Raw genomic sequence first — 22,253 nt, 5'->3', positions numbered from 1 at the left:
AAACCAAATGAGGTGTGTGCGGGTTGATGTATTACTGAGCGGTATCGACGGCTTGGATGGCATCGCCCGGAATGGAACGAAAATTGTCCCTACGCCCCCCTTGGCCGGTCTCCTACTTTTTGGCTCTTTCGATCATCGCTCTGGCGGTGCCGCTGCTCGCGTTGCTCGGGATGGAAGCAGCGCGGCTGACGTCCAGCGAGCGCGCGCGCCTCTTTGGTGAAACCAAGCGCACGGCGGAACGCATCTCGGCTGATCTCGATCAGACCCTGAACGGCTACATCGCCGTGCTCGAGTCGCTGGCGACCACCCCGGCTCTCGCTGAGGATGATTTCGCGACCGTGTATCGGCAAGCCGAGGCGGCGCTGAAATCTCGCGGCCTCTACGCTTTCCTGCGCGACATGAACGGCCAGCAGCTTTTCAACACGCGGGTTCCCTACGGCGCGCCCTTGCCGATTAGCCAGGGCTTCGACGATCGGTTCCTCCAGCACAAGCGGCCCTACGTCTCCGACGTGGTGATCGGCGACGTCGCCAAGAAGGCCGTGATGGCGGTCAGCGTTCCGGTCATGCGCGAAGGAAAGTTGCGCTATGTCCTGTCGCTGTCGCTCGAACCGGTTTTGATGAAGGAGCTGCTCGATCGCCAGAAGTTGCCGCCGGACTGGCGCGCGACGATTACCGATCGCGAGGGAACGATCATTGCCCGCACGCGCCTCCACGATCGTTTTGTCGGCAGGCCTCTAACCGACGTTCCCAAAGCCGAGGAAGCCGGTAGCGTGCCTCAGGGAACCGACGTCGAGGGCCGCCCCGTGAACTGGGGAACCGCAACCTCCGGTGTCGGCGAATGGATCGTCTACGTGTCGGTGCCGACTGCGCTCGTCGATGCCGCCGCGCGCGAAGCCCTGTTGAGTTACGTGCTCATTGTGGCTGCGTTCACCTGCGTCGGCATTGCCGGCGCGGTTGGCGTGGCGCGGGTGATCACGAAGCCGCTCAATCAGGCGGAAAGCGCGGCCAAGGCGCTCGGCGAAGGCCGCACGGTCGAGTTCGCGCCGACGCTGATCACCGAAGCCAATGCGATCGGCGAGGCGTTGGTCGAAACCGCCAAATTGCGCGAGCAGGCCGAGCAGCAGATCCTGCTCCTGATGCGCGAGGTCAATCATCGCTCGAAGAACATGCTGGCGGTTGTGCAGGCCATCGCGCGCCAGATGCCGTCGACTGACCCGAAGCAATTCGTGCGTCAGTTCTCGGATCGGATCGTGGGCCTCGCCGCCAGCCAGGATCTCTTGATCGAGAGCAATTGGCAGGGTGTCCGCGTCTCCGACCTGGTGCGCTCCCAGCTCTCGCTGTTCCGGGAGCTGATCGGCACCCGCATCGAGATCTCCGGTCCGCCCGTGCGCTTGCAGCCGCCCGCGGCACAGGCCATCGGTATGGCGCTGCACGAGCTTGCGACCAATGCCAGCAAGTACGGCGCCCTGTCCGACGCCGAGGGCCGTGTCGAGGTGTCGTGGCGCCTCGCGGGGTCGGGTGAGGAGCGCGAGTTCTTGCTCGATTGGGTCGAGAACGACGGTCCGGCCGTCACCCCGTCGGAGCGGCGCGGCTTCGGCTACACCATCATGGTGGCCATGGTCGAAAAGTCGCTCGATGCCGAGGTGAAGGTCGACTACGCCCCGACGGGCCTCTCCTGGAAGGTGCGGGCGCCGGCCCGCTGCACGTACGAAGGGCCCGAAACCGCGGGTCGTGCCGCGAAGCGTCAAGGCGCGAAAGACGCCGCAAAGGAAGACGCCGCAAAGGACAAGGATCGCGGTGCCGCCTGAGGCCGCCCGCGGTTGGTCGTCGTTTTACTTGCAGATGTTGCCGAGCCCATTTGGACCGCGCCGGGCCAGGTCGAGGTGGAAGTGGTCGGCGTGCGCGCGGTCGTAGTTGGGGCTGAGCACGGTGGTGAACTGCTGGCATGCCCCGCGCCGGACCTGGCGCAGGAACGCCTGCTCGGTCTCATTGCCGTTCCATCCGCCGAGGACAGTGATCTTGCGCCCGTCCGATAGCTTGAAGCCGGAGACATCGACGGCGTTGGCGTAGCCGTGCTCGGAGAGCTTGGCGCCCGACACATGATTCATCGGACGGCAGGAATAGGAGCCGGCGATCGTGAGTTCGGCCAGCTCCGCGCCGAAATAATAGCGTGCCGCCGGCACCACGCTTTCGCGCGTCCAGCGTTCGATCTGGGGGATCATCGGGCAGCGCAAGAGCGCAGCCGGCTTGAGGCTCACGCGGCCGTCATAGACGGCGCTGAGTTCGAACGGCTTTTCTGTGCCGCAGACGCTTGGACCTCCGAGCGCGGATCGGCTTGCGATGAAGGTCGTATGCGAGAGGATGCCGGATGCGAGGCAGGCGTTCTCTTCCTTCCCCCGCCAAGGCTCGTACTTGGCGACGAAGTCTGGTCCGGAGCTGCATCCGGAAAGCAGCGCCGATGCAAGGATCGGCAGCACGAGAACGCGACTGAGACGCATGACGTCGGGACACTAAACCCGTTAGGGCTAATAAAGGGTGAATGTCCCATCCTCCCGCGTCTGTCATCGCAGACATTGCGGGCTGTTTGCGGTCCGTTTTGCGGCGGCTGTTTGGCTGGCTCGCGACAGTTTTCCGACAGCATTCCCTCACTTATCCACAAAGAAGTGGGAGGGCTTATTGCGAATCCGTACACATCCTAATCGAGTGACTGCTACAATCTGAGCTGTCCAGATCGTGAGGCGCTCACCGGACTTGGCGCACATCCGTCCCTCTCAGAAGGATGGTCAGGCTCCGTATGCTGGGCACTGTATGCGTAAAGCGCCATCTATCCTACTCGTGCGTCGAGGCCCCGGCCCGTAGATAGAGCTGCTCGCTCGGCATCCCCCACGATGTTCCCTCGACGAGCAACATCTCTCTGCCTCCGGGGCCTTGTGACGTCTGCACTCCGACGATTGGAGCCAGTGACAACTAGAGCCCCCGACCATCAGAGCTGATGACGGGCGAGGAAGTCGAGCGTGGCGGCCTTGAAGGTTCGGTCGCCGACCGCCTTCATATGCTCTCGCCCTTCGATGACGAAGGCTTCCGCGCCGGGAATGAGCGCGGCGAGATCCGGCGCCGGCCCTCCGACCACGTCGCCGTCGCCGACAGCAACCAGCACCGGGGCTGCAATCGTCGCGACGGCCTCCGCCGTGATCGGCGCGCGGGCGGACCGGATGCAGGCCGCCAGCGCCTTGAGGTCGCTTTTTGTTTGCTCCGCGAACACCCGGAACGTACGCGCCGCCTGGCTCTTGACGTCATCGACGCTGGGCGCCTCGAGCGCATGCGCGATCGGACCGGTTCCCGCCATGCCGCGCACCATGTTGATGCCGAGCCCGCCGAACACGAGGCTTTGCACCCGCTCCGGATGCGCGAGCGCGAGGAACGCTGAGATGCGGGCGCCCATCGAATAGCCGATCACGTGCGCACGCGGGATGGTGAGATGATCGAGCAGGCGTCGCGCATCCTCGGCCATCAGCGGCGCGCCGTAGTCCTCGATCCTGTAGAGCTTCTCGCTCTCTCCGTGGCCGCGGTTGTCGAACCCGATGACGCGGTAGCCTGCGGCCAACAGGTCCTTCACCCATCCGGTATCCACCCAATTGGTATTGGCGTTGGAGGCAAACCCGTGAATCAGCAGCACCGGCTCAGCGTCGGAATTTTCCGGCCGTTCGTCGAAATAGGCGAGCTTCACCCCGTCGGAATCGAAGGTCGTCTTGGTCGGGCGTGGACGCATTCTGATCGCCTGCAATAGAGGTGGAAGAAGAGGTCCGGCGCGAAGAACCCGCCAGTGCCGATAGGCCCGCAGGGTGGCAGCAAACGGGCTTCGTTTGCAATGCCTTGCCGAATATTTGGACGAAGGTAGCGGGGCGATATGCGTCAGCACGTAGCCCCGGTCCGGCCGATGCGTCCCCTATCCTTTTCGGCTGCCTCCCGCTATGGTTTCCGGACACGACCACCTTGAGAGATGATCGCAATCCCATGGCCAAGATCGCAACGCCCCACTTCGCCAACGATCTCGGCGCCGAGAAGATCTTCGTCGGCGTCCGGGAGCTGCAGTGCATGGGCGCCCGCCCGCCGTTCGATCACCCGCACGTGTTCCTCGACATGGGCGCCGACAGCCAGATTCTCTGCCCCTATTGCTCCACGCTCTATGTCCACGATCCGCGTCTTGCCGCGGACGAGAGCGACCCCAAGGATTGCCTGGTCTCGTTCGCCGATATCGCGGCCTGATGGCGGGACGGCCGTGAGCCCAGTATGGCCTGAGCCGATGATCGGCGCCGGACGATGACCACCCCCACTTCGCCGCTTGTTTCAGTCGGAAGCGCCAACGTGCTGATCGCGGGCGGCGGCATCGGCGGCCTTGCGACCGCGCTCGCGCTCGCTAAGCGCGGCTTTGCGTCGGAAGTGCTGGAACGCCGTCCGGCCTTTGGCGAGGACGGTGCCGGTATTCAGATCGGGCCGAACGGAACGCGCATTCTTGAAGCGCTCGGCGCGGCGGAGTTTCTGAGGCCGCACGCAACAACGCCGGACGGGCTCCGCATCCGCGACGCGTCGAGCGCGCGTGTGCTTGCAACTTTTCCGCTCGGAAGCTGGCTTGCCGAACGCCACGGCGCGCCCTATTGGGCAGCCCACCGCCGCGATTTGCACAGTGCCCTGCTGGCCGCCGCAGAGCGTGAGCCGCTGATCCGTATTCGCACCGGCGTCGAGGTTGGCGCGGTGCACGAGCAAGGGCGCCATGTGGTGGCGGGCACGGCCACCGGGGAAAGCCTTGAAGGCGATGCTCTGGTTGCGGCCGATGGCGTGTGGTCGCGCTTGCGCGGGCGCGCGTTCGACGGCGACACGCCCGACTATACCGGCAAGAGTGCGGTACGGGCCGTAATCGCCGCTTACGACGTGCCGCCGGCCCTGCAGGCAAACAAGGTGCAGCTCTGGCTCGGCCGCAAGGTGCACGTCGTGCACTATCCTGTCAGCGCGGGGCGCGAGGTCGCACTGGTCGCGATCTTCGACGACGAGCACGTCACGAGCGATTGGAGCGCGCCGTGCGACCCCGCCTGGGTCGACGCACGCACCGCGGCGTTCGCGCCTCTGCTGCGGGAGCTGCTTGCGAAACCGGCCCAATGGCGCCACTGGTCGTTGATGGGCTTGAAACACGCCCCGCGTCTCGCGCACGGCCGGATCGCTTTGCTTGGGGATGCCGCGCATCCGATCCTGCCGTTTCTCGCGCAAGGCGGCGTCATGGCGCTCGAGGATGCGGTGGTTCTGGCGCGCGCGTTCTCGAATGAGCCGGCGCATCCCGAACGTGCGCTCCAAGCCTATGCGGAGGCGCGCGCTGCCCGTGTCGGCCGCGTCGGCGCTGCTTCACGCAAGAACGGACGCATCTATCATTTGGCCGGGCCTCCCGCCTTCGCACGGAATCTCGCGCTGCGGTTCGTGCCGGCCGAAACCTTCATGCGCGGCTACGATTGGCTCTACGGCTGGACTTTGCCTGAGTAGGACACACCGAATGCCGTGCTTTCAAAGCGAGTTGACGAAGCGGAGCAAGGCTTCGCGGTCTTCGGCGCTGAGGGCCGCATAGCCGTCGCGTGCGCGCTGGGCTTCGCCGCCGTGCCACAGGATCGCTTCCTCGACGTTGCGCGCCCGTCCGTCGTGAAGCAGGAACGTGTGGCCGTTGACGACCTCGGTCAAACCTACGCCCCAGAGCGGCGCGGTGCGCCATTCACGCCCGTCCGCATCACCCTCGGGGCGCCCGTCGGCAAGCCCATCGCCCATGTCATGCAGCAGGAAGTCACTGTAGGGCCAGATGAGTTGATGGCTGAGATGAGGCTGGGCCTTGGCTTCGCCGGTCGTGAAAGAGGGCTTGTGGCAGGCCGCGCAGCCGACCGAATAGAATAAGGATTTGCCCTTGAGCACGGTAGCGTCGCCCGGTTCGCGCCGCGCCGGCACCGCGAGGTTCTGCGCATAGAACGTGACGAGGTCCAGCAACTCGCCACTGAGCTCGAAGCCTCCGCCGCGCTCAGAATTTCCGTTCGGAGCATTGAGGCAGATTGTCTGTGCCTGCGTGCAGTCGCCCGAGGGAAACGGCATCAACGGGTTTGAAAGCCCGATGTCGCCGGCAGCCGCCGCCGCGCTCTGATCTACGATCGTCGGCTCGCCGGCCTTCCAGCCGAAGCGGCCAAGCATCACCTTCTTTTCCGAGAGCGACCACACTTCGTTTGTACGCCCCGAAATGCCGTCCTTGTCCACATCGTCCGGATCGGCATTGGCGCGGATGTCCGCTTCCGGGATCGCCTCGACAAGGCCGAGCCCGATCATCGGCGGCGCGACGCGCGGAGACAGCATCACCTTGGGGTGCAAGGGGCCGTAGGCGAGGTTGGTGATGGAATAGGAGGGCTTGCGAAGTGTCACGGCTTTGCCGCCCGCGAGCGTCACCGGGACATCCGTATAATCGATCCTCATCTGCCCTTCGCCGTCGTGCCCCTGGATGGCGATGTTCTGCAACTGCCCGCCGTAGACGGGATCGGGGATGGTCGTGGCGCGCCGCTCGGCGATGAGGCGTTTTTGCTCGTCGTTTTCCGGTGGAATGGAGAGGCGCAGGAACATCGAGACCGCCGTCTCGTCCGGGAAGTTCGCCAACGGCGGACGGCCGCGCCCGTCCTTTAGATGGCAGTTCTGGCAACCGCGCGCATTATAGAGAGGCCCAAGCCCGTCCGACGCCTTGGTGGACGAGGGGGCCGCAACCCACAGCTTGCGGAAGATCGCGTTGCCGACCTTGAAGCTGCCCTCGCCCTCGAAGCCGATGCCATGTGAGAAGTGAGAGAACGCGTCACGGTTGGTCACGCTCTCGCGCGAGGTGGCGCTTCCCCCCGGCTGATCTTCTCCAGGCTCGAGCGAAGCCGTCGCTGGAACCGGAGAGTTGGTGGCGCGGCCTTCGGAGACGAGCACCAGCCCACCCGCGGCCAACGGCACGAGGGCGGCAAAGACGATCGTCATCAACGACATGCGGGTAGGGTGGAGCATCGGCAAATCTCTAGAGCATTTGACGGACGATGTGTATCTGCGTCCGCCACCGGTTTTGCCGCACCCGTTTCGCCATTGCCTTACGCGATGTCAAAGGCTTGGCGGCGACAAGCCGGGCAGCATGAAGCACCCGGCATTTTCAAGATTAGTTAAGTCAGGAAAAGACTTGGCTCAAGGGTCAGAAGGCGACCTTGGTTCCCGCGATGACGGTGTCGAAGTCGTCTACATCGCGCGCAGGTGTGTCGCGGCCGGTCGCATCGACGAGGTCGAAATGGGCCGTGTGATGCCGATATCCGATATAGATCTGCATCTCCGCGGTCTCGATGTGTTGCACGACCCCGGCACCCAACACCTCGGCCTCGTTGCCGGAGATGCGCACCGCGGACCCGCTTGCATCCAGCGAGGCGAGAAAATCCGGTCTGTCGGTCGCACTCACAAAATCGCTGAACCAGCCGTACTCTCCGTAGAAGGCGGTCGGGCCAAGGTGGCTGTGGCGGGAAATCCAGCCGAGCTTGGTATAGACAAAACACGGATCCTCGGGTGTGCGCCTCACCCCGTCGAGATCCAGGATAGCCTCCTCCCAGGAGCGCCTTCCGGCCGCGAACGTGAAGTTCAGCCCTGTCGCGTGATGCAGCAGCGAGAGGGACCCGACCAATGTCGCCTGATCGAGCCCGAGCGCGTTCCCGATGACACTGTTGTCGCCATCCGAGACTTCCGTGTAGGCGATGGCAGCATCGAAATGGAACGCTGAGGTGTCGTGGCCGTAGCGAAGGCCAATGTCCCAGACATCATCCTCGCCGAAGCTCGCCGCCGCCACGAAGCCCGCGGTTTCGGGTGAATCGTACCGCATGAGATTTGCGGTATCGCCGTTGAAGTGATTGTAGAGATCGCCCCAGACGACGGGCGCAAGCGAGCCTGTGTCGAGCCGCAACTGGAACGCGCCGCCGATGTCCTGGACACCGGCATAGCCGGCAACGGTCGCCATCGAAAGATCGGCTTCAGGCGCGGTATCGCTCACGCGTGAGACGAGGCCGACCGAGACCGTACCCAGCTCTTTGCTTTCGACCCACCATTCGGAATGCCAGACGAAAAATCCCGGATCGCCGTTTGCATTCTGCTGATCGACCGCATCCGACAGCGTATCGCGAAGGCGCACATCCAGATGATAGCCGGCCGTCACGTTCGCAGAGATCGCGGCCTCGCCGGTGAAGCTGAAGCTGGTCTGATCGTTCTTGTTGCCGACGACATAGGCGTTACGTTCGCCCCCGTCATCCCAGAACAGGATCGCTTTGTTGACCTGCCCTGAAACGGCAAGCGAGACCTTGCGATTGCCCTTGCGGGCGGCCGTGGCTTCAAGCTCGGCGATACGCTGTTCGAGATTGGCGCAGCACGACGACGTGCCGAAATCCTGATCGGCGGCAAAGGCCACCTGCCCGAGGCATGAGGATGCCACAAGGCCACCCGCCACGATGCTCGCACCCGCTGCGCCTCTCATTTCCACCCCGCGGAAGCATCTTGCGCTCCGCGTCTAGAATGAGTGATTTGCGGTCAGCCGTCGATCATTCGAGACTATCGCGACGTCTCTGCGTGGATAAGTACCGGCGCCGCGTCACGGATATTTCCCGCACGCAAACGGTAAAGTCCTGGGAGAAAAGTGCTTCTCCAGACCACGATAGCTTTGGGCGCTATCGAGCCGAAGCGTGAATCATTTGGTGATAAAAAGCTAGAGCGTGGTCGCGCTCAACGAAAAGCAGTCACGCTCTATTTAGGGCCGTCGACTTTGTCGGGATGGTCCAGACTGTCGGAACCTTCGAACTTGATGTCCTTGAGGTCGAGAGTGGCAATCGCCCGTTCGAATTCCTTAGCTTGGGCGATAAGCGCATCGATCGCCGTCTGCACCACGGCATTGCCCTCGGTGTTTTCGAGGCCGATCATCTGGTCGTAGGCTTCCACCGTCTTCGCGCGTTCGACGAGCGCGGTCATTTTACCGAGCGTCTTATCGATCGCAGCCTTCACCCGGGCGTCCGTTTCGGCGGATTTGGCCTTGACCAGATCCGAAACGCTCGGCCCCGAGACGACGCTGCCGTCGAGGCGCTTGTAGTGCGCCAGATAGACATTCTGGATTCCGACCACGTCGCCGTAGTGGGAAGCGTGCGTGTTGTCCGAGAAGCAATCGTGCTCCTCCTCGGGATCGTGGATCATGAGGCCGAGCTTCATGCGTTCGCCGGCGAGCTCGCCGTAGGAGAGGCTCCCGAGGCCGGTGAAGATCGCGGTCAGGCCCACTTTTTCGTCGTGGGTCGCGAACGCGCGGGCTTCGCCCTTGGCGCCCCACTGCTTGGTCATCCAATCGAGGTCGTCCACCAGCATCTGCGTGACGGTCGAGAGGTAGGCTGCGCGGCGGTCGCAGTTGCCCCCGGTGCAGGCCTTGAGGTCGTAGTCGGTCGCCGGACGATTGCCGGCGCCGGCTTCGGTCCCGTTGAGATCCTGGCCCCAGAGCAGGAATTCGATGGCGTGATAGCCGCTGGCGACGTTCGCTTCGACCCCGCCGGCTTCATTCAGCGTGTCGCGGATCAGCTCAGGCGTGATCTTCGAGGTGTCGACGGTCTTTCCCGCAATCTTGAGCGATTTGTTCGCGATCACGTTGGCGGCGTAAAACTCGTTCTCCGGATTGTCGCTGCCGTAGGCTTCCGCGACGTAGTCGATCAGGCCCTCGTCGAGCGGCCAGGAGTTCACCCGGCCCTCCCAATCGTCCACGATTGGATTGCCGAATCGGAACGCTTCCGTCTGCATGTAGGGCACACGTGCGGCGATCCAGGCGGCCCGCGCGGCCGCGAGCGTCTCGTCGCTCGGGGCTTTAATCAGCGCGTCGACTGACGTTTTGAGCGCCTGCGCGGCCTTGAAGCTGTCCCCGTAGGTCGCCTCGGCGATGTTGGCGTAGGTGTCCAGAACGTCCTTTATCGGGGGAGCGTTTTCGGCGCGAAGCGGGCTCGCAATCAGGGCCAGAGAGACCGTCGCTGCGGCAAAAACCAGCGAAAAACAACGGGCTGGATATCCCTTCGACAAGGCAGGCTCCTGAGATTGGCAAATGGGCCGAAACCGTCTAGACTTATTGACAACGGCAGTCAAGAATACCGAGGGGAAGCCCTATATTCAGGAAGAATATGCCGTCAGAGCGGCTTTGTCCTGATTTCCCTCAGTTTTGTGTTTGATATGGCCTCTAGTTTGGAATTAGTCTAGTTTGAGTTGCGGCATGTAGTGCGAACGAGAGCCCCACAAGGTGCGGCCAGGGAATTGGACAGACGATGCGCCTAAGCAAAACGACGAACTATGCGATCCGCATTCTCCTCGATTGCGCCGTTGCCAATCCGAATCTCGTGAAGGTCGCTGAGATCTCGGAGCGGCGCGACATCACGCTGCAAAACACCTTCAAAATCGTGCATTTGCTGTCGCGGGCCGGTTTCATTCAGGCGGTCCGTGGACGTCACGGCGGCGTGCGTCTTGCACGCCCCGCCGCGGAGATCCGCATCGGCGAAGTCGTCCGCGCCATGGAAATCCTGAACCTCGAGATCGAGACCGACGAGGGCGAGCAGACGACGGCTCAGGGCCAGCTCGCAGCCCTCGATCAACTCTTCGACAACGCGCTGGGCGCCTTTATCAGCGTGCTCGACGAGCATACGCTCGAGCAGATGATCAAGGTCCAGCGCAAGGACGTTTCTGGAAGCCGCGCCAAGGCGCAAAAGGCTCCGCGTCGCACCAAGTCTGCGGCTGTTGCTGGCGCCGCCGCCCGCAGGCATTCCGCCTGACTTAACCAAGAGAATTTAGGTATTCTCTACTTTGGAACTCTTCAAAACAAAGTTTTGAATGATTCCAAGGGGCTATTGTGTCATCGGCACACTTGACTCATCGATCTGAAAGAGGTTGCTTAAGAACAAGGCTGCCGTGACGGCGCCGTTGTACGAAGTCCTTTTCGGGGCCTTGAACCCCGACAATAGGAAGGCCAAGTCGATGCTATTCGAACCACACCCCGTAAGGGTGTCGCGCGCGTGTCGCGCGACAGTGGCGAGCCCGGTTTCCGGATCGCAGATTTCGTTGTCATCCCCCGGTATCGAGACGTCGGCCTTCCTCGAGGAGGTTCGCCATGCGGCGGTCTAACCTCAACGCGCTTTCCATCTCCCCGGCCTCGGCCTACTCGCTCTCAGGAGCGGGCGACGCTGAACGCCTGATTGGCCTCGGTTTCCGCTATTGGGTCGCGGGCTACAAGTCCGGCGATATCGACCGCTGGGAAGATGCTTGGCGTATCTATTCGAAGGCGCTGGGCCCGAACGCCGCCCGCACCGCCGTTTCGGAGTTGTCGGCCTGGGTGCGCGCGGTCAGCGCCGCTGCCCGCCGCGAGATCGAGGTCTGCGCCGGTGATTGCGCCGGCTTCTGCCGCGACGAGAGCTTGGCCCTTTCGATGATCGCGGCCTGCCAGCACAACACCTGTCCGGCCATGCGCGCCTGCGCGTTCGCGCTGATCGAAAGCTCGCTGATCGACGAGGTCGTCCATCACGCTGAAAGTTTCGCGGTCACCATGCGTGGCCTCGACAAGGTTCTATCGCCGGGGTTGATCGTAAACGCGGCCGCCTATGCGCAGGCCTCCCACGCCGCTCCAAGGCAGTAGCGCGGCAGGAAGCAATCCCATGATCGTCTGTTCTTGCCAGCAGGTTTCCGACTACGACATCGAGCTCGCGTTGCTCGACATTCTGAACGAGCCGGAAGCACCCATCCCGACCCCGGGCGTTGTCTACCGCTACATGCAGAAGCGGATGCAGTGCTGCGGCTGTGCGCCGCTCGCGGTCGATGTCATCTATGCCAAGGTCGAGGACCTGGAGAAGAGAGGGCTTGTCTGCCCGTTCCGCAGCTTCTCGACGCGCGAGCGCCTGATGCGGATGCGCCAGCAGCGTGCGAGCCAGAAGACGCCCGCCGCTACGGTCGAGGATTTCGAAATCTGCGAATGACGCCGCTGGCGTCCGGCGCGAAACACCCCCTTTCGCCCGAGCCGAGAGCGGCCTATTGATCGGGGCATTCTTCCCTCCCCGAGGAGCACTCCTGTGATCGCTGAGCGGCTATCGAAATCGGCCCTGGCCATCGTCATGGGTCTGGTCGCGATAAGTCTCGTCGCTGGACCAGCCGACGCGCTTCCCGTCCGCAAAAGCCACGCGACGATGGTGATCGACACCATCGACAAGTTCATCGTGCCGCGTGTCGATGCCCTGTCGGCGAAGACGACGGATTTAACGTCCGCCATCGGCGCTGTCTGCAAGGACGGGGGCAGCGAGGCATCCCGCAAGAAGGCGACTGCAGCTTACGCAGAGATCGTCCGCGCCTGGGCAGGGCTGGATTTCATCCGTTTCGGCCCCGTTTCGCGTGAGCATCGCCTCGAGCGCATCTTCTTTTGGCCGGACCCGCGCGGTTTCGCCTCTCGCCAGTTGAACGGCCTGATTGCGGCCAAGAAGCCCGAGTTGCTCGAACCGGGCGCCTTGGCGCGCCAGAGCGTCGCCGTACAAGGCCTGACCGCGCTCGAAATTCTGCTCTACGATGAAAAGAAGCCGCTCGGCACCGGCACTGACGAGGCGGCGCAATATCGTTGCGCACTAGCCGGCGCCATCGCCGCCAACCTGCATGCCATCGCCGAGGAGATCAGCACCGGATGGAAGGGCGACGACGGCTATCGCATGAAGATGCTGACGCCGGGCTCCGACAACGCTCTCTACAAAGATGCGTCCGAGACCGTCCGTGACGTCGCAAAATCCATGGCCATGGGCCTCGAACTCTGCCGCGACAGGGTCGTTTTGCCGGAGCTGACGGCCGTGACGTCCGATCCGCCCCGGCGCGTTCGGCTCGCTTTCGAGCAGGCGGGGCTCACCGGCGAATATCTTCAATCGTCGATCATCGCCTTGAAGGAGCTGTACGAGACCATCGGTCTCGATGGCTATGTTCCGGTCGACAAGCCATGGATGGTCAAGTTTGTACCCAATGCCTGGAGCAGCCTGATCGCGGATGCGGCCAAGCTCGACGATCTGCGCAGCAAGGAGCGCGGCTCGGACGCGCACCTGCACGCCATGCGCAAGATGAGGTTCGATTTGAGTGGCATTCGCCAGATCATCTTCAAGGAGCTGGCCCCCAATGCCGATATCGATATGGGGATCAACGAGCTAGATGGCGATTGACCGGCGCCAGTTTCTGATCGGTTCTTTGGTGGCTCTCGGCGCCGCCCGTCACGCCCTCGCGGTCGAGGGACTGGGCAATACGGCAACCGCAGTCTACGCCTCCGGTGCCCGCCGCGCCGACGGGAGCTACGCAGTTCTTCTCATTGGCGAGGATGGGCGCATCCTTCGTGAAATTCCGCTCTCCGCACGCTGTCACGATATCGCAATTGATCACGTTGCCCGACGCGGCGTCGTCTTCGCTCGCAGGCCAGGCTTCTTCGCGCTCGCCTTCGACGCGGACGATCGCCGCGAGCCCGAGGTTTTCGCACCGCCGGAAGGCCGTCACTTCTACGGGCACGGTACGTTTTCAAAAGATGGGCGCCTGATTTACGCGACCGAGCACGATGTCGACACCGGCGACGGCGTGATCGGTCTCTACGACGTGACCGGCGGCTTTCGGCGCGTCGGCGAATTCCCGTCCTATGGTGTTGGCCCGCACGAGGCGATCCTGCTGTCTGACGGCAAGACGCTCGCGATCGCCAACGGCGGCTTCGGTAACGATCCGGCGACGGGGCGTGAAAGCATTGGTGTCGCCGAGATGGCGCCCAACGTCGCCTTCGTCGATGTCGCGAGCGGTGCGCTCAAGGTGCGCCACGAGGTGCCTGCCGGGATCAATCTTCTGTCCGTCCGCCATCTCGTCGAGACGCCGCAAGGCGACATCTGGTTCGGCAGTCAGTGGCAGGGAGGCCTGGAGGACACGCCCGCGTTGCTCGGCCGCGTTGGTCTCGATCGCCCCATCGCGCTCCTGGAAGAGGCCGACCCGTTCGGCATAGCGCTCAAGGGCTACATCGGTGCCGTGGCCGTCAGCGGCGACGGCCGGCTGCTTGCAGCCTCTGCGCCCCTCGCCGGTCGCGTCATCTACGCCGATGTCGAAACCGGAAAGCTCATCCACGAAATCAGGATCAAGGACAGCTCCGGTCTGACCTTCGGCAGCGGCGGATCCGAGTTTGTCATGAGTTCCGGGGCAGGCGTCGTGCGCTTCGAGAGCGACAATCCTAACTCTCGGAAAATTTTGAACTTTACGGGCGCCGAGTTCGACAATCACATCCGCCGCGTTTGACGCCGCACGCGCGTCCGCTTAGAAGCGTCGAGGTCTTCCGCTGCGGCCGAGACGACATGCTTCTATCCTCTCTCATTACAGATCTCGACATCGCCGCGCCTGCCGCGCTGAGCGAAGCCGTCGACATAACCGGCATCACCGCCGACAGCCGCAAGGCTGCGCCGGGCTTTCTGTTCGCGGCCCTCTCGGGCACCAAGGCGGATGGCGCGAAATTCATCGCCGATGCCGTCGCGAAGGGCGCAGCCGTTGTTGTCGTAGGCGAGGCGGCCGAGGTCCCGGGTGGACTGTCCGTCCCCGTGCTGCGCACCAAGGAGCCGCGGCGTGCGCTCGCTCTGATCGCGGCTCGCTTTTATGGCGCACAGCCCGCGACGACGGTCGCCGTAACCGGCACCAGCGGCAAGACGTCCGTCGCCGAGTTCACGCGCCAGCTTTTCGCCGCAGCCGGGCACCCGTCTGCCTCTCTCGGTACCATCGGCCTCGTGAAGCCGAACGGCGCCGTCTATGGATCGCTGACGACGCCCGATCCGGTCTCCCTGCATGCAACGTTGGCTGATCTTGCGCGCGAAGGCATCACGCATCTCGCGTTCGAGGCTTCCTCGCACGGCCTCGATCAATACCGTCTCGATGGCGTAAAGGTCAGAGCCGGCGCCTTCACCAACCTCGGACGCGATCACCTCGATTACCACCCGACGACGGAAGCCTATCTCGCCGCCAAGCTGAGGCTGTTCGAGGATCTGCTGCCGCCGGGTGCCCCGGCGGTGATCAACATGGACGGACCGCGCGCTTCGGATGTCGTTGCCGCTGCGAAACGGCGCGGGCTTGAAATTGTGAGCGTCGGCGCGGCGGGAGAAACGGTGCGTCTTGCGCGCCTCGGCCGCGACGGCTTCACCCAAACGCTTTCCATTGTCCACGCCGGCCGCACGTATGAGGTTCGCCTGCCGCTGATCGGCACCTATCAGGCGGCCAACGCCATGGTCGCCGTCGGCCTTGCGCTCGCTGTCGGCGAGAAGCCGGAGGTCGTGATCCCGGCGCTGGAAAATCTTGCTGGCGTCAAAGGGCGCCTCGAGATCGTGGGCGAGCGGAATGGCGCGCTCGCTGTGGTCGACTATGCGCACAAGCCTGAGGCGCTGGAAGCAGCCCTCGATGGCGTTCGCCCGTTCGTGACCGGAAAACTGATTTCGGTGTTCGGCTGCGGCGGCGATCGTGACCGCGGCAAGCGCCCGATCATGGGGGCCATTTCGGCGGCCCGCGCTGACCTCACAATCATCACCGACGACAATCCGCGGACGGAAGATCCTGCCGCGATCCGCGCCGAAATCCTGGCTGCCGCACCGGGCGCCACGGAAATCGGTGATCGCCAGGAAGCCATCCGCACCGCCGTCGGATTGATGCAGCCGGGCGATGTCGTTCTGGTCGCCGGCAAAGGTCACGAAACCGGCCAGATCGTAGGCCAGACCGTCATTCCCTTCTCGGATCACGACTGCCTGCGGGCGGCGCTTCTAGACCTATAGCCCTGTCCTTGCTCAACAAAGGCGTCGTCCATCCGGGCGCACGGAACTTGCTGATGTCATCACCCCTTTGGACCTTCGACGAGCTTGTGCGAGCGGCTGCCGGGCGGGCAGAGCGCGTGACGGGCGCTCCCATCGTTGGCCTCTCGATCGATACGCGGACACTTCAGCCCGGCGATCTCTTCGTCGCCCTGAAGGACGTACGCGATGGGCATGAGTTCGTGACCAAGGCGTTCGAAGCTGGAGCCGCAGCGGCCCTGGTGGCGGAAGGCTATGAGCCGCGCCCCGGCGATGGGCCGCTGATCCGCGTTCCCGATACCGTGTCGGGGCTCGAAGCCATCGGCCGCGCTGCCCGCGCGCGTCTCGCGCCTGAAGCTCGCGTCGTCGCCGTCACCGGCAGCGCCGGCAAGACCGGCACCAAGGACATGCTGCGCGCGTGCTTCTCCCGCATCGGGCCGACGCATGCCGCCGACAAATCCTTCAACAATCACTGGGGCGTTCCGCTGACGCTGGCGCGGATGCCGGCCACCACCCGGTTCGCCGTTATCGAAATCGGCATGAACCACGCCGGCGAGATCACGCCGCTCACGCGCCTCGCGCGCCCGCACATCGCCATTGTCACAACTGTCGAGCCGGTGCATCTCGCGCAGTTTCCGAGTGTGGAAGCCATTGCCGAGGCGAAGGCGGAGATCTTTCTGGGACTGGAGCCGGGTGGCGTCGCTATCCTCAATCGCGACAATACGCATTTCGAATTGCTGCGCCGCCGCGCAGAGGCCGCGGGCGCTCGCATCGTCTCGTTCGGCCAGGATGCCCGCGCCGACGTGAAGCCGCGTTCGCTCGAAATCGCATCCGACGGCACGTCGATCGAGCTTGAGATCGGCGGTCGCGAATTTCGCTTCCGGGTCGCCGTGCCGGGCATTCATATCGCGCGCAATGCGCTTGCGGTGGCGGCTGCCATTCACGAAGCCGGCGCCGACACCGAGACCGCACTGCAAGCGCTTTCCGCGCTGCCGCCGCCGCCGGGACGCGGCTCGCGCCAGGAGCTGCCGGTCGGCGACGGCCGCATCCTTCTGATAGATGAGAGCTACAACGCAAATCCTGCGTCGATGCGGGCCGCACTCGCGGTCCTTGGCACCGTTCCGCGCGCCGCCTACGCCCGTCGCATCGCCGTTTTAGGCGACATGCTGGAGATGGGCCCTGAGGAAATCGGCCATCACGTGGCCCTCAAGGAAGCAGTTGACGCCGCTGGCACCGATCTGGTTTTTGCGTGTGGACCGAATATGGCGCATCTTTTCGCCGCCCTCGCCCCGGAAAAGCAGGGGGCGTGGACCGCCGGGTCCGCCGAATTAACGGAACAGCTGGTTACCCGGATTGCTGCGGGGGATGTCATCATGATCAAGGGATCGAACGGCAGCCGCATGGGGCCTGTCGCCGAGGCATTGGCAAAAAAGTTTGCCACCAAGTAAGTCTCGGACAGGATAGGGGCGCGAGGGGAAGGGAAGTCTATGCTGTACGAACTCGTGAGCTTCAGCGATCAGATCGGCATTCTGAACGTCTTCCGATACATCACGTTCCGCACCGGCGGGGCCATTTTCACGGCGCTTCTTTTCGTACTTCTCTTCGGCCCCGGCATCATCGATCTCCTGCGCTTGAAGCAGGGCAAGGGCCAGCCGATCCGCGAGGACGGCCCGAAGTCGCATTTCTCCAAGAAGGGCACGCCGACCATGGGCGGGCTCATGATCCTGGCGAGCGTCACCGTCGCGACGCTCTTGTGGTCGGATCTCTCGAACATTTACGTCTGGGCGGTGCTGCTGGTCACGCTCGCCTACGGCGGTATCGGTTTCTATGACGACTATCTGAAGGTGACGAAGCAGCAGTCGAGCGGCTTCGGCGGCTGGGCGCGCCTCGGGCTCGAGGTTCTCGTCGCCGGCATCGCGGTCTACATCATCATGGACCTCTCGATCGAGGAGCTGTCCGGCAAGCTCGCGCTGCCGTTCTTCAAGACGGCGCTGATCGATTTCGGACCATGGTTCATCCTCGTCGGCCTGATTGTCATCGTCGGCGCCGGCAACGCCGTGAACCTGACCGACGGCCTCGATGGATTGGCCATCGTGCCGGTGATGATTGCGGCCGCCACGTTCGGCCTGATCGCCTATCTGATCGGCAACGTGAAATTCGCGTCCTACCTGCAGATCCACCACGTCGCCGGGACCGGTGAACTGGCCGTCATCTGTGGCGCACTGATCGGCGCGGGTCTCGGCTTCCTGTGGTTCAATGCTCCGCCCGCCATGATCTTCATGGGCGACACCGGCTCGTTGGCGCTGGGCGGCGCGCTCGGCACCATCGCGGTTGCCACCAAACACGAGGTCGTACTTGCCATTGTCGGTGGCCTGTTCGTGCTGGAGACGCTGTCGGTTATCATTCAGGTGACATCGTTCAAGCTCACCGGGAAACGCGTGTTCCGCATGGCGCCGCTGCATCACCACTACGAGCAGAAGGGCTGGCACGAGAGCACGGTGGTCGTGCGTTTCTGGATCATCGCCGTCATTCTGGCGCTGATCGGCCTCGCCACGCTCAAGCTGCGCTAAATTAGCCCCATGATTCGCGCGACGGCTTTCAAGGGTAAGACGGTTGCAGTCTTCGGGCTCGGCGCCTCGGGGCTCGCGACCGTGCGCGCACTCGTCGAAGGCGGCGCCGAAGTCGCGGCCTGGGACGACAACGAGGCAGGCCGCAAGGCCGCAGCCGATGCTGGTGCGCCGCTCGCTGATCTCAATGCGGCCGACTGGTCGAAGTTTGCAGCGCTCATTCTTGCGCCCGGTGTACCGCTGACCCATCCCGAGCCGCATTGGACGGTGAAGAAGGCAAAGGCCGCCGGCATCGAGACCATCGGCGACGTCGAGCTGTTCTTCCGCGAGCGCAAAGCCATCGCCCCGAACGCGCCCGTGATCGCCATCACCGGCACCAACGGCAAATCGACGACGACCGCGCTCATCGCGCACCTCCTTCACGAATTTGGCAACGACGTACAACTTGGTGGCAACATCGGCCGCGCGGTGCTGACGCTTGAGCCGCCGTCCGAGAACCGCATACACGTTCTTGAGCTGTCGAGCTTTCAGATCGACCTTGCACCGAGCGCGACCCCGACCGTTGCCGTGCTGCTCAACATCACGCCCGATCACATCGATCGCCACGGCACCGTCGAGCACTACGCCGAGGTGAAACAACGCCTCGTCGAAGGCGCCGAGACGGCGGCGGTGATCGGAGTCGACGACGATTTCTGCGCCGGCATCGCGAGCGCGCTGCAAAAGCGTGGCGCACCGGCCGTACGCCGCATCTCGGTTCGCACGCGGCTCGAAGAAGGCAACCTCCATGCACTCGAAGCGCGCGTCTACGATGGCGAGCACCTCAAAGCCGATCTCGCCGGTATCCCGACACTGCGCGGCAGCCACAATTGGCAGAACGCGGCGGCGGCAATCGCGGCGATCGAAGCCTTGCCGGAGCGGTATCGCGCCAATGGCGATCTCGCCGCGGCTCTGAGGAGCTTTCCCGGTCTCGCTCATCGTCTTGAGGTGTTGCCGGGCATCGGCCCGGTCGAGTTCATCAACGACAGCAAGGCCACCAACGCCGACAGCACCGAGAAGGCACTCGCCTCCTTCGAGAGCAACATCTACTGGATCCTCGGCGGCAAGCCCAAGGCCGGCGGCATCACCACGCTTTCAAGCTACTTCCCGCGCATCGCCAAGGCCTACCTGATCGGTGAGGCGACCGAGGAGTTCGCCGACACGCTGGGCATTGAAGTCCCGTTCGAGCGCTCCGGAACGCTCGATGTCGCCGTCCGCAACGCCACCGCCGATGCGCTTGCTGCGAACAAACCCGGCAGCGTCGTGCTGCTTTCGCCGGCCTGCGCCTCCTACGATCAGTTCAAGAACTTCGAGGTGCGCGGCGATGCCTTCAAACGCCTCGTCGCCGAGCAGGTCGCCGAGCGAGGCGGCCGATGAAATTCTCGCGCGCCGACAGAAGCCGGCTCGCCGAATGGTGGTTCACCGTCGACCATGTGCTCCTCTACGCGATCCTGATCGTCGTCGCCGCCGGAACTGTGCTTTCGCTTGCCGCCAGTCCCGCAGTCGCGCTGAAGAAAGGCTTTCACGCCTATTACTTCGTCGAGAGGCATGTGTTCTTTTCGCTGGCCGGCCTCGCCATCATGCTCGTGGTCTCGCTGCTGGAACCCGCTTCCGTGCGTCGCCTCGCGGTGGTCGTGCTCGGCGCCTCCCTGGTCGGGCTGATCGCGGTCTACTTCCTGGGCGAGGAAATAAATGGCGCGCGGCGCTGGCTCTCGATTGAAGGCCATTCCATCCAGCCATCGGAATTTGCCAAGCCCGCTTTCGTCGTCGTATCCGGTTGGCTTCTGGCCGAAGCCCGTCGTCGCCCCGACATGCCGGCGCTTCCGCTCGCGATGCTGCTGTTCGCGATCTTCGCCGGGCTCCTCGTGATACAGCCCGATGTCGGGCAGACCATGCTGATGACGCTGGTCTGGATGACCATGCTGTTCGTGTCGGGTTTGGCACTCAAGGGCGCAGCGGTCGTGGCCGCCGCGGGTGCGGTCGGCCTTTATGCGGCCTACCTCTACTACCCGCACGTAACCTCCCGCATCGATCGCTTCTTCAGTCCCGCGACCGGAGATTTCAGTCAGGGTGAGCGCGCGCTCCGCGCCTTTCTCGAAGGTGGCCTTTTGGGACGCGGCCCCGGTGAGGGCACCATCAAGACCTCGCTGCCCGATGCCCACACCGACTACATCTTCGCAGTCGTCGCCGAAGAGTTCGGTGCGGTAGCCTGCCTCGGCCTGTTGGCGCTGTTCGCATTCGTCGTGCTGCGCGCGCTGCGCCACGCCGAAACCGAGCCGGATGCCGCAACGCGCCTCGGCATCGTCGGCCTCGCGTTGATGTTCGGGTTCCAGGCTCTGATCAACATGGGTGTGAACGTCGGGCTGTTGCCCGCCAAGGGCATGACGCTGCCGTTTCTATCCGCGGGCGGATCGTCGATGCTTGCCATTTCGCTGACGCTCGGCATGCTGCTCGCGTTGACCCGCCATCGCCCCGATGCCGATCGCCTCAAAAAGCCCCCATTGATGCCGAGCCTTCCGAGCCTACGACCAAGCGTGGCTTCCAAGAAAACCAGCAACGACGAGATCAAGCAGTGACGCGTGAGACGCCTTCCATTCTTCTTGCGGCCGGCGGAACCGGCGGCCATTTGTTTCCGGCTTATGCGCTCGCCGAAGAGCTGGCGCGCCGCGGGCTCGCCGTCGACCTCGTGACCGACATGCGCGGAGACCGCTACGGAACCGGATTTCCGGCGCGCTCCGTCTACCAGATCCCGTCGGCGACGCCCGGCAGCAAGAAGAACCCGATCGCGTTGGCGCGCGCGGGCTTCACGCTGCTGCGGGGAATTCGAAAGGCGCGCGGCCTGCTGCGCACCCTGAAGCCGGCTGCCGTCGTGGGCTTCGGCGGTTACCCGACCTTTCCGCCGCTGGTTGCCGCCCGCCTGCTCGGCATTCCGACCATCATCCACGAGCAGAACGCCGTCTTGGGGCGCGCCAACCGCGCACTCGCCGGCAAGGCGTCTGCCATCGCCACCTCGTTCCGCAAGACACGCTTTCTCGAAGGCAAGCTCGCCGAGAAGGCCCGCTTCACCGGCAATCCGGTCCGCGACGTGGTGATAGAGGCAGCAAAGACCCCCTATCCGGCGCTGGTACCCGGCGGGCCGCTCAAGCTTCTTGTGTTCGGCGGCAGCCAGGGCGCCCGCTTCTTCTCGGAACTCGTCCCCCCGGCGCTCGCGACCCTCCCGGCCCCCGTCCGCCAGCGGCTGAAAGTCGTGCTGCAGGCCCGCGCCGAGGATGTGTCCACAGTCACTGCGGAAACCGCTGCCGCCGGCATCAACGCAGAGATCGCCACGTTTTTCAAAGGCTTGCCGCAAATCATGGCTGATAGCCATCTCGTCATCGCCCGCGCCGGCGCCTCTTCGGTGGCCGAACTGGCGGTCATCGGGCGCCCGTCGATCCTCGTACCTTTGCCGCATTCTCTCGACAGTGATCAGCTCGAAAACGCGTCAAACCTTGCCGAATCGGGGGGCAGTTGGTGTATCGAGCAGAGGGATTTGACACCGCTCCGCCTGGCGACCGAGCTTGGAAAGCTGTTCGAGGCGCCCGAAATTCTCGCGGCCGCCGCGGCCAATGCGAAGGCTCAGGGGCAGGCGTCGTCGGTCGGGCTGCTCGCCGATCTCGTCCAGGACGTGATCGGCAAACGTCTTGCATGACACGCGTTCTGACGAGCCTGACGATAGGTCACACGGACGGCCGGCGCGGGCGGGACGTACTCTCCGCCCCCCGAT

General features: G+C 64.0%; 19 protein-coding genes. 14 read left to right on the top strand and 5 right to left on the bottom strand.

Annotated features, from left to right (window positions below; genetic code table 11):
* Nucleotides 1-83: 83 nt before the first annotated feature.
* A complete protein-coding gene (locus RCO24_RS05055; protein WP_308960336.1) occupies nt 84-1,808 on the top strand; it encodes a sensor histidine kinase in 1,725 nt (574 codons plus the stop codon).
* A 24-nt stretch (nt 1,809-1,832) separates the two neighbouring features.
* Here the strand turns inward: RCO24_RS05055 and RCO24_RS05050 are convergent, their stop codons facing one another.
* Together RCO24_RS05050 and RCO24_RS05045 are read right to left on the bottom strand one after the other, a co-directional pair.
* Complete coding sequence (locus tag RCO24_RS05050; RefSeq protein ID WP_308960334.1) at nt 1,833-2,498, bottom strand: extensin family protein; 666 nt, start codon at nt 2,496-2,498, stop codon at nt 1,833-1,835.
* 485 nt (nt 2,499-2,983) lie between these two features.
* Nucleotides 2,984-3,769, bottom strand: coding sequence for an alpha/beta fold hydrolase (locus RCO24_RS05045; RefSeq protein WP_308960333.1), 786 nt, complete (start codon nt 3,767-3,769; stop codon nt 2,984-2,986).
* 245 nt (nt 3,770-4,014) lie between these two features.
* Here RCO24_RS05045 and RCO24_RS05040 point away from each other — a divergent pair, with 245 nt between their 5' ends.
* Together RCO24_RS05040 and RCO24_RS05035 are read left to right on the top strand one after the other, a co-directional pair.
* Complete coding sequence (locus RCO24_RS05040) at nt 4,015-4,266, top strand: zinc-finger domain-containing protein (RefSeq protein ID WP_308960331.1); 252 nt, start codon at nt 4,015-4,017, stop codon at nt 4,264-4,266.
* A 54-nt stretch (nt 4,267-4,320) separates the two neighbouring features.
* Nucleotides 4,321-5,529 carry an FAD-dependent monooxygenase gene (locus tag RCO24_RS05035; RefSeq protein ID WP_308960329.1) on the top strand — a complete coding sequence of 403 codons (1,209 nt, stop codon included), beginning with the start codon at nt 4,321-4,323 and terminating at the stop codon, nt 5,527-5,529.
* A gap of 21 nt (nt 5,530-5,550) precedes the next feature.
* Here RCO24_RS05035 and RCO24_RS05030 read toward each other — a convergent pair whose 3' ends face one another.
* From RCO24_RS05030 to RCO24_RS05020, 3 genes are all read right to left on the bottom strand, one after another.
* Entirely contained in the window at nt 5,551-7,053 is a 1,503-nt protein-coding gene (locus RCO24_RS05030; protein ID WP_308960327.1) for a di-heme oxidoredictase family protein, read from the bottom strand.
* A gap of 178 nt (nt 7,054-7,231) precedes the next feature.
* Complete coding sequence (locus RCO24_RS05025; protein ID WP_308960325.1) at nt 7,232-8,548, bottom strand: hypothetical protein; 1,317 nt, start codon at nt 8,546-8,548, stop codon at nt 7,232-7,234.
* A gap of 266 nt (nt 8,549-8,814) precedes the next feature.
* Nucleotides 8,815-10,116, bottom strand: coding sequence for an imelysin family protein (locus tag RCO24_RS05020; protein WP_308960324.1), 1,302 nt, complete (start codon nt 10,114-10,116; stop codon nt 8,815-8,817).
* Nucleotides 10,117-10,355: 239 nt separating this feature from the next.
* Between RCO24_RS05020 and RCO24_RS05015 the strand changes: the two genes are divergently transcribed.
* From RCO24_RS05015 to murG, 11 genes are all read left to right on the top strand, one after another.
* Nucleotides 10,356-10,856, top strand: a complete 501-nt coding sequence (locus RCO24_RS05015) for an Rrf2 family transcriptional regulator (RefSeq protein WP_308960322.1) — start codon at nt 10,356-10,358, stop codon at nt 10,854-10,856.
* Between the two features lie 335 nt (nt 10,857-11,191).
* Nucleotides 11,192-11,713 (top strand): hypothetical protein, encoded by a 522-nt coding sequence (locus RCO24_RS05010; RefSeq protein ID WP_308960320.1) that lies wholly within the window; start codon nt 11,192-11,194, stop codon nt 11,711-11,713.
* A 19-nt stretch (nt 11,714-11,732) separates the two neighbouring features.
* On the top strand, nt 11,733-12,050 hold the full coding sequence (locus tag RCO24_RS05005) for a hypothetical protein (RefSeq protein ID WP_308960319.1): 318 nt from the start codon (nt 11,733-11,735) through the stop codon (nt 12,048-12,050).
* Nucleotides 12,051-12,143: 93 nt separating this feature from the next.
* Entirely contained in the window at nt 12,144-13,262 is a 1,119-nt protein-coding gene (locus tag RCO24_RS05000; protein ID WP_308960317.1) for an imelysin family protein, read from the top strand.
* On the top strand, nt 13,252-14,361 hold the full coding sequence (locus tag RCO24_RS04995; protein WP_308960315.1) for a DUF1513 domain-containing protein: 1,110 nt from the start codon (nt 13,252-13,254) through the stop codon (nt 14,359-14,361). Before RCO24_RS05000 ends, RCO24_RS04995 begins: the two co-directional genes overlap by 11 nt.
* Nucleotides 14,362-14,417: 56 nt before the next feature.
* Nucleotides 14,418-15,872: a UDP-N-acetylmuramoyl-L-alanyl-D-glutamate--2,6-diaminopimelate ligase gene (locus tag RCO24_RS04990; RefSeq protein ID WP_308960313.1), complete on the top strand. Its 1,455-nt coding sequence runs from the start codon at nt 14,418-14,420 to the stop codon at nt 15,870-15,872.
* 53 nt (nt 15,873-15,925) lie between these two features.
* The gene (locus RCO24_RS04985) at nt 15,926-17,335 is read left to right on the top strand and encodes a UDP-N-acetylmuramoylalanyl-D-glutamyl-2,6-diaminopimelate--D-alanyl-D-alanine ligase (protein ID WP_308960311.1); all 1,410 of its coding nucleotides are present in this window, start codon (nt 15,926-15,928) and stop codon (nt 17,333-17,335) included.
* 39 nt (nt 17,336-17,374) lie between these two features.
* Nucleotides 17,375-18,457: a phospho-N-acetylmuramoyl-pentapeptide-transferase gene (gene mraY, locus RCO24_RS04980; RefSeq protein WP_308960309.1), complete on the top strand. Its 1,083-nt coding sequence runs from the start codon at nt 17,375-17,377 to the stop codon at nt 18,455-18,457.
* A 9-nt stretch (nt 18,458-18,466) separates the two neighbouring features.
* A complete protein-coding gene (murD, locus tag RCO24_RS04975; RefSeq protein WP_308960308.1) occupies nt 18,467-19,867 on the top strand; it encodes a UDP-N-acetylmuramoyl-L-alanine--D-glutamate ligase in 1,401 nt (466 codons plus the stop codon).
* A complete protein-coding gene (locus tag RCO24_RS04970; protein ID WP_308960307.1) occupies nt 19,864-21,066 on the top strand; it encodes a putative peptidoglycan glycosyltransferase FtsW in 1,203 nt (400 codons plus the stop codon). The genes murD and RCO24_RS04970 overlap by 4 nt, the downstream gene beginning before the upstream one ends.
* Nucleotides 21,063-22,178, top strand: a complete 1,116-nt coding sequence (gene murG / locus RCO24_RS04965) for an undecaprenyldiphospho-muramoylpentapeptide beta-N-acetylglucosaminyltransferase (RefSeq protein WP_308960305.1) — start codon at nt 21,063-21,065, stop codon at nt 22,176-22,178. The genes RCO24_RS04970 and murG overlap by 4 nt, the downstream gene beginning before the upstream one ends.
* Nucleotides 22,179-22,253 lie beyond the last annotated feature (75 nt).

Origin of the sequence: Hyphomicrobium sp. LHD-15 (assembly GCF_031157355.1) — a bacterium.
GTDB lineage: Bacteria > Pseudomonadota > Alphaproteobacteria > Rhizobiales > Hyphomicrobiaceae > Hyphomicrobium_C.
This window is presented reverse-complemented; position numbering and strand designations above follow the sequence as displayed.

Bases quoted from the DNA above. Each gene is read 5' to 3' on its own strand.
- RCO24_RS05050 (WP_308960334.1), bottom strand. From the start codon at position 2,498: ATGCGTCTCAGTCGCGTTCTCGTGCTGCCGATCCTTGCATCGGCGCTG.
- RCO24_RS05045 (WP_308960333.1), bottom strand. From the start codon at position 3,769: ATGCGTCCACGCCCGACCAAGACGACCTTCGATTCCGACGGGGTGAAG.
- RCO24_RS05040 (WP_308960331.1), top strand. From the start codon at position 4,015: ATGGCCAAGATCGCAACGCCCCACTTCGCCAACGATCTCGGCGCCGAG.
- RCO24_RS05035 (WP_308960329.1), top strand. From the start codon at position 4,321: ATGACCACCCCCACTTCGCCGCTTGTTTCAGTCGGAAGCGCCAACGTG.
- RCO24_RS05030 (WP_308960327.1), bottom strand. From the start codon at position 7,053: ATGCTCCACCCTACCCGCATGTCGTTGATGACGATCGTCTTTGCCGCC.
- RCO24_RS05025 (WP_308960325.1), bottom strand. From the start codon at position 8,548: ATGAGAGGCGCAGCGGGTGCGAGCATCGTGGCGGGTGGCCTTGTGGCA.
- RCO24_RS05015 (WP_308960322.1), top strand. From the start codon at position 10,356: ATGCGCCTAAGCAAAACGACGAACTATGCGATCCGCATTCTCCTCGAT.
- RCO24_RS05010 (WP_308960320.1), top strand. From the start codon at position 11,192: ATGCGGCGGTCTAACCTCAACGCGCTTTCCATCTCCCCGGCCTCGGCC.
- RCO24_RS05005 (WP_308960319.1), top strand. From the start codon at position 11,733: ATGATCGTCTGTTCTTGCCAGCAGGTTTCCGACTACGACATCGAGCTC.
- RCO24_RS04995 (WP_308960315.1), top strand. From the start codon at position 13,252: ATGGCGATTGACCGGCGCCAGTTTCTGATCGGTTCTTTGGTGGCTCTC.
- RCO24_RS04990 (WP_308960313.1), top strand. From the start codon at position 14,418: ATGCTTCTATCCTCTCTCATTACAGATCTCGACATCGCCGCGCCTGCC.
- RCO24_RS04985 (WP_308960311.1), top strand. From the start codon at position 15,926: ATGTCATCACCCCTTTGGACCTTCGACGAGCTTGTGCGAGCGGCTGCC.
- mraY (WP_308960309.1), top strand. From the start codon at position 17,375: ATGCTGTACGAACTCGTGAGCTTCAGCGATCAGATCGGCATTCTGAAC.
- murD (WP_308960308.1), top strand. From the start codon at position 18,467: ATGATTCGCGCGACGGCTTTCAAGGGTAAGACGGTTGCAGTCTTCGGG.
- RCO24_RS04970 (WP_308960307.1), top strand. From the start codon at position 19,864: ATGAAATTCTCGCGCGCCGACAGAAGCCGGCTCGCCGAATGGTGGTTC.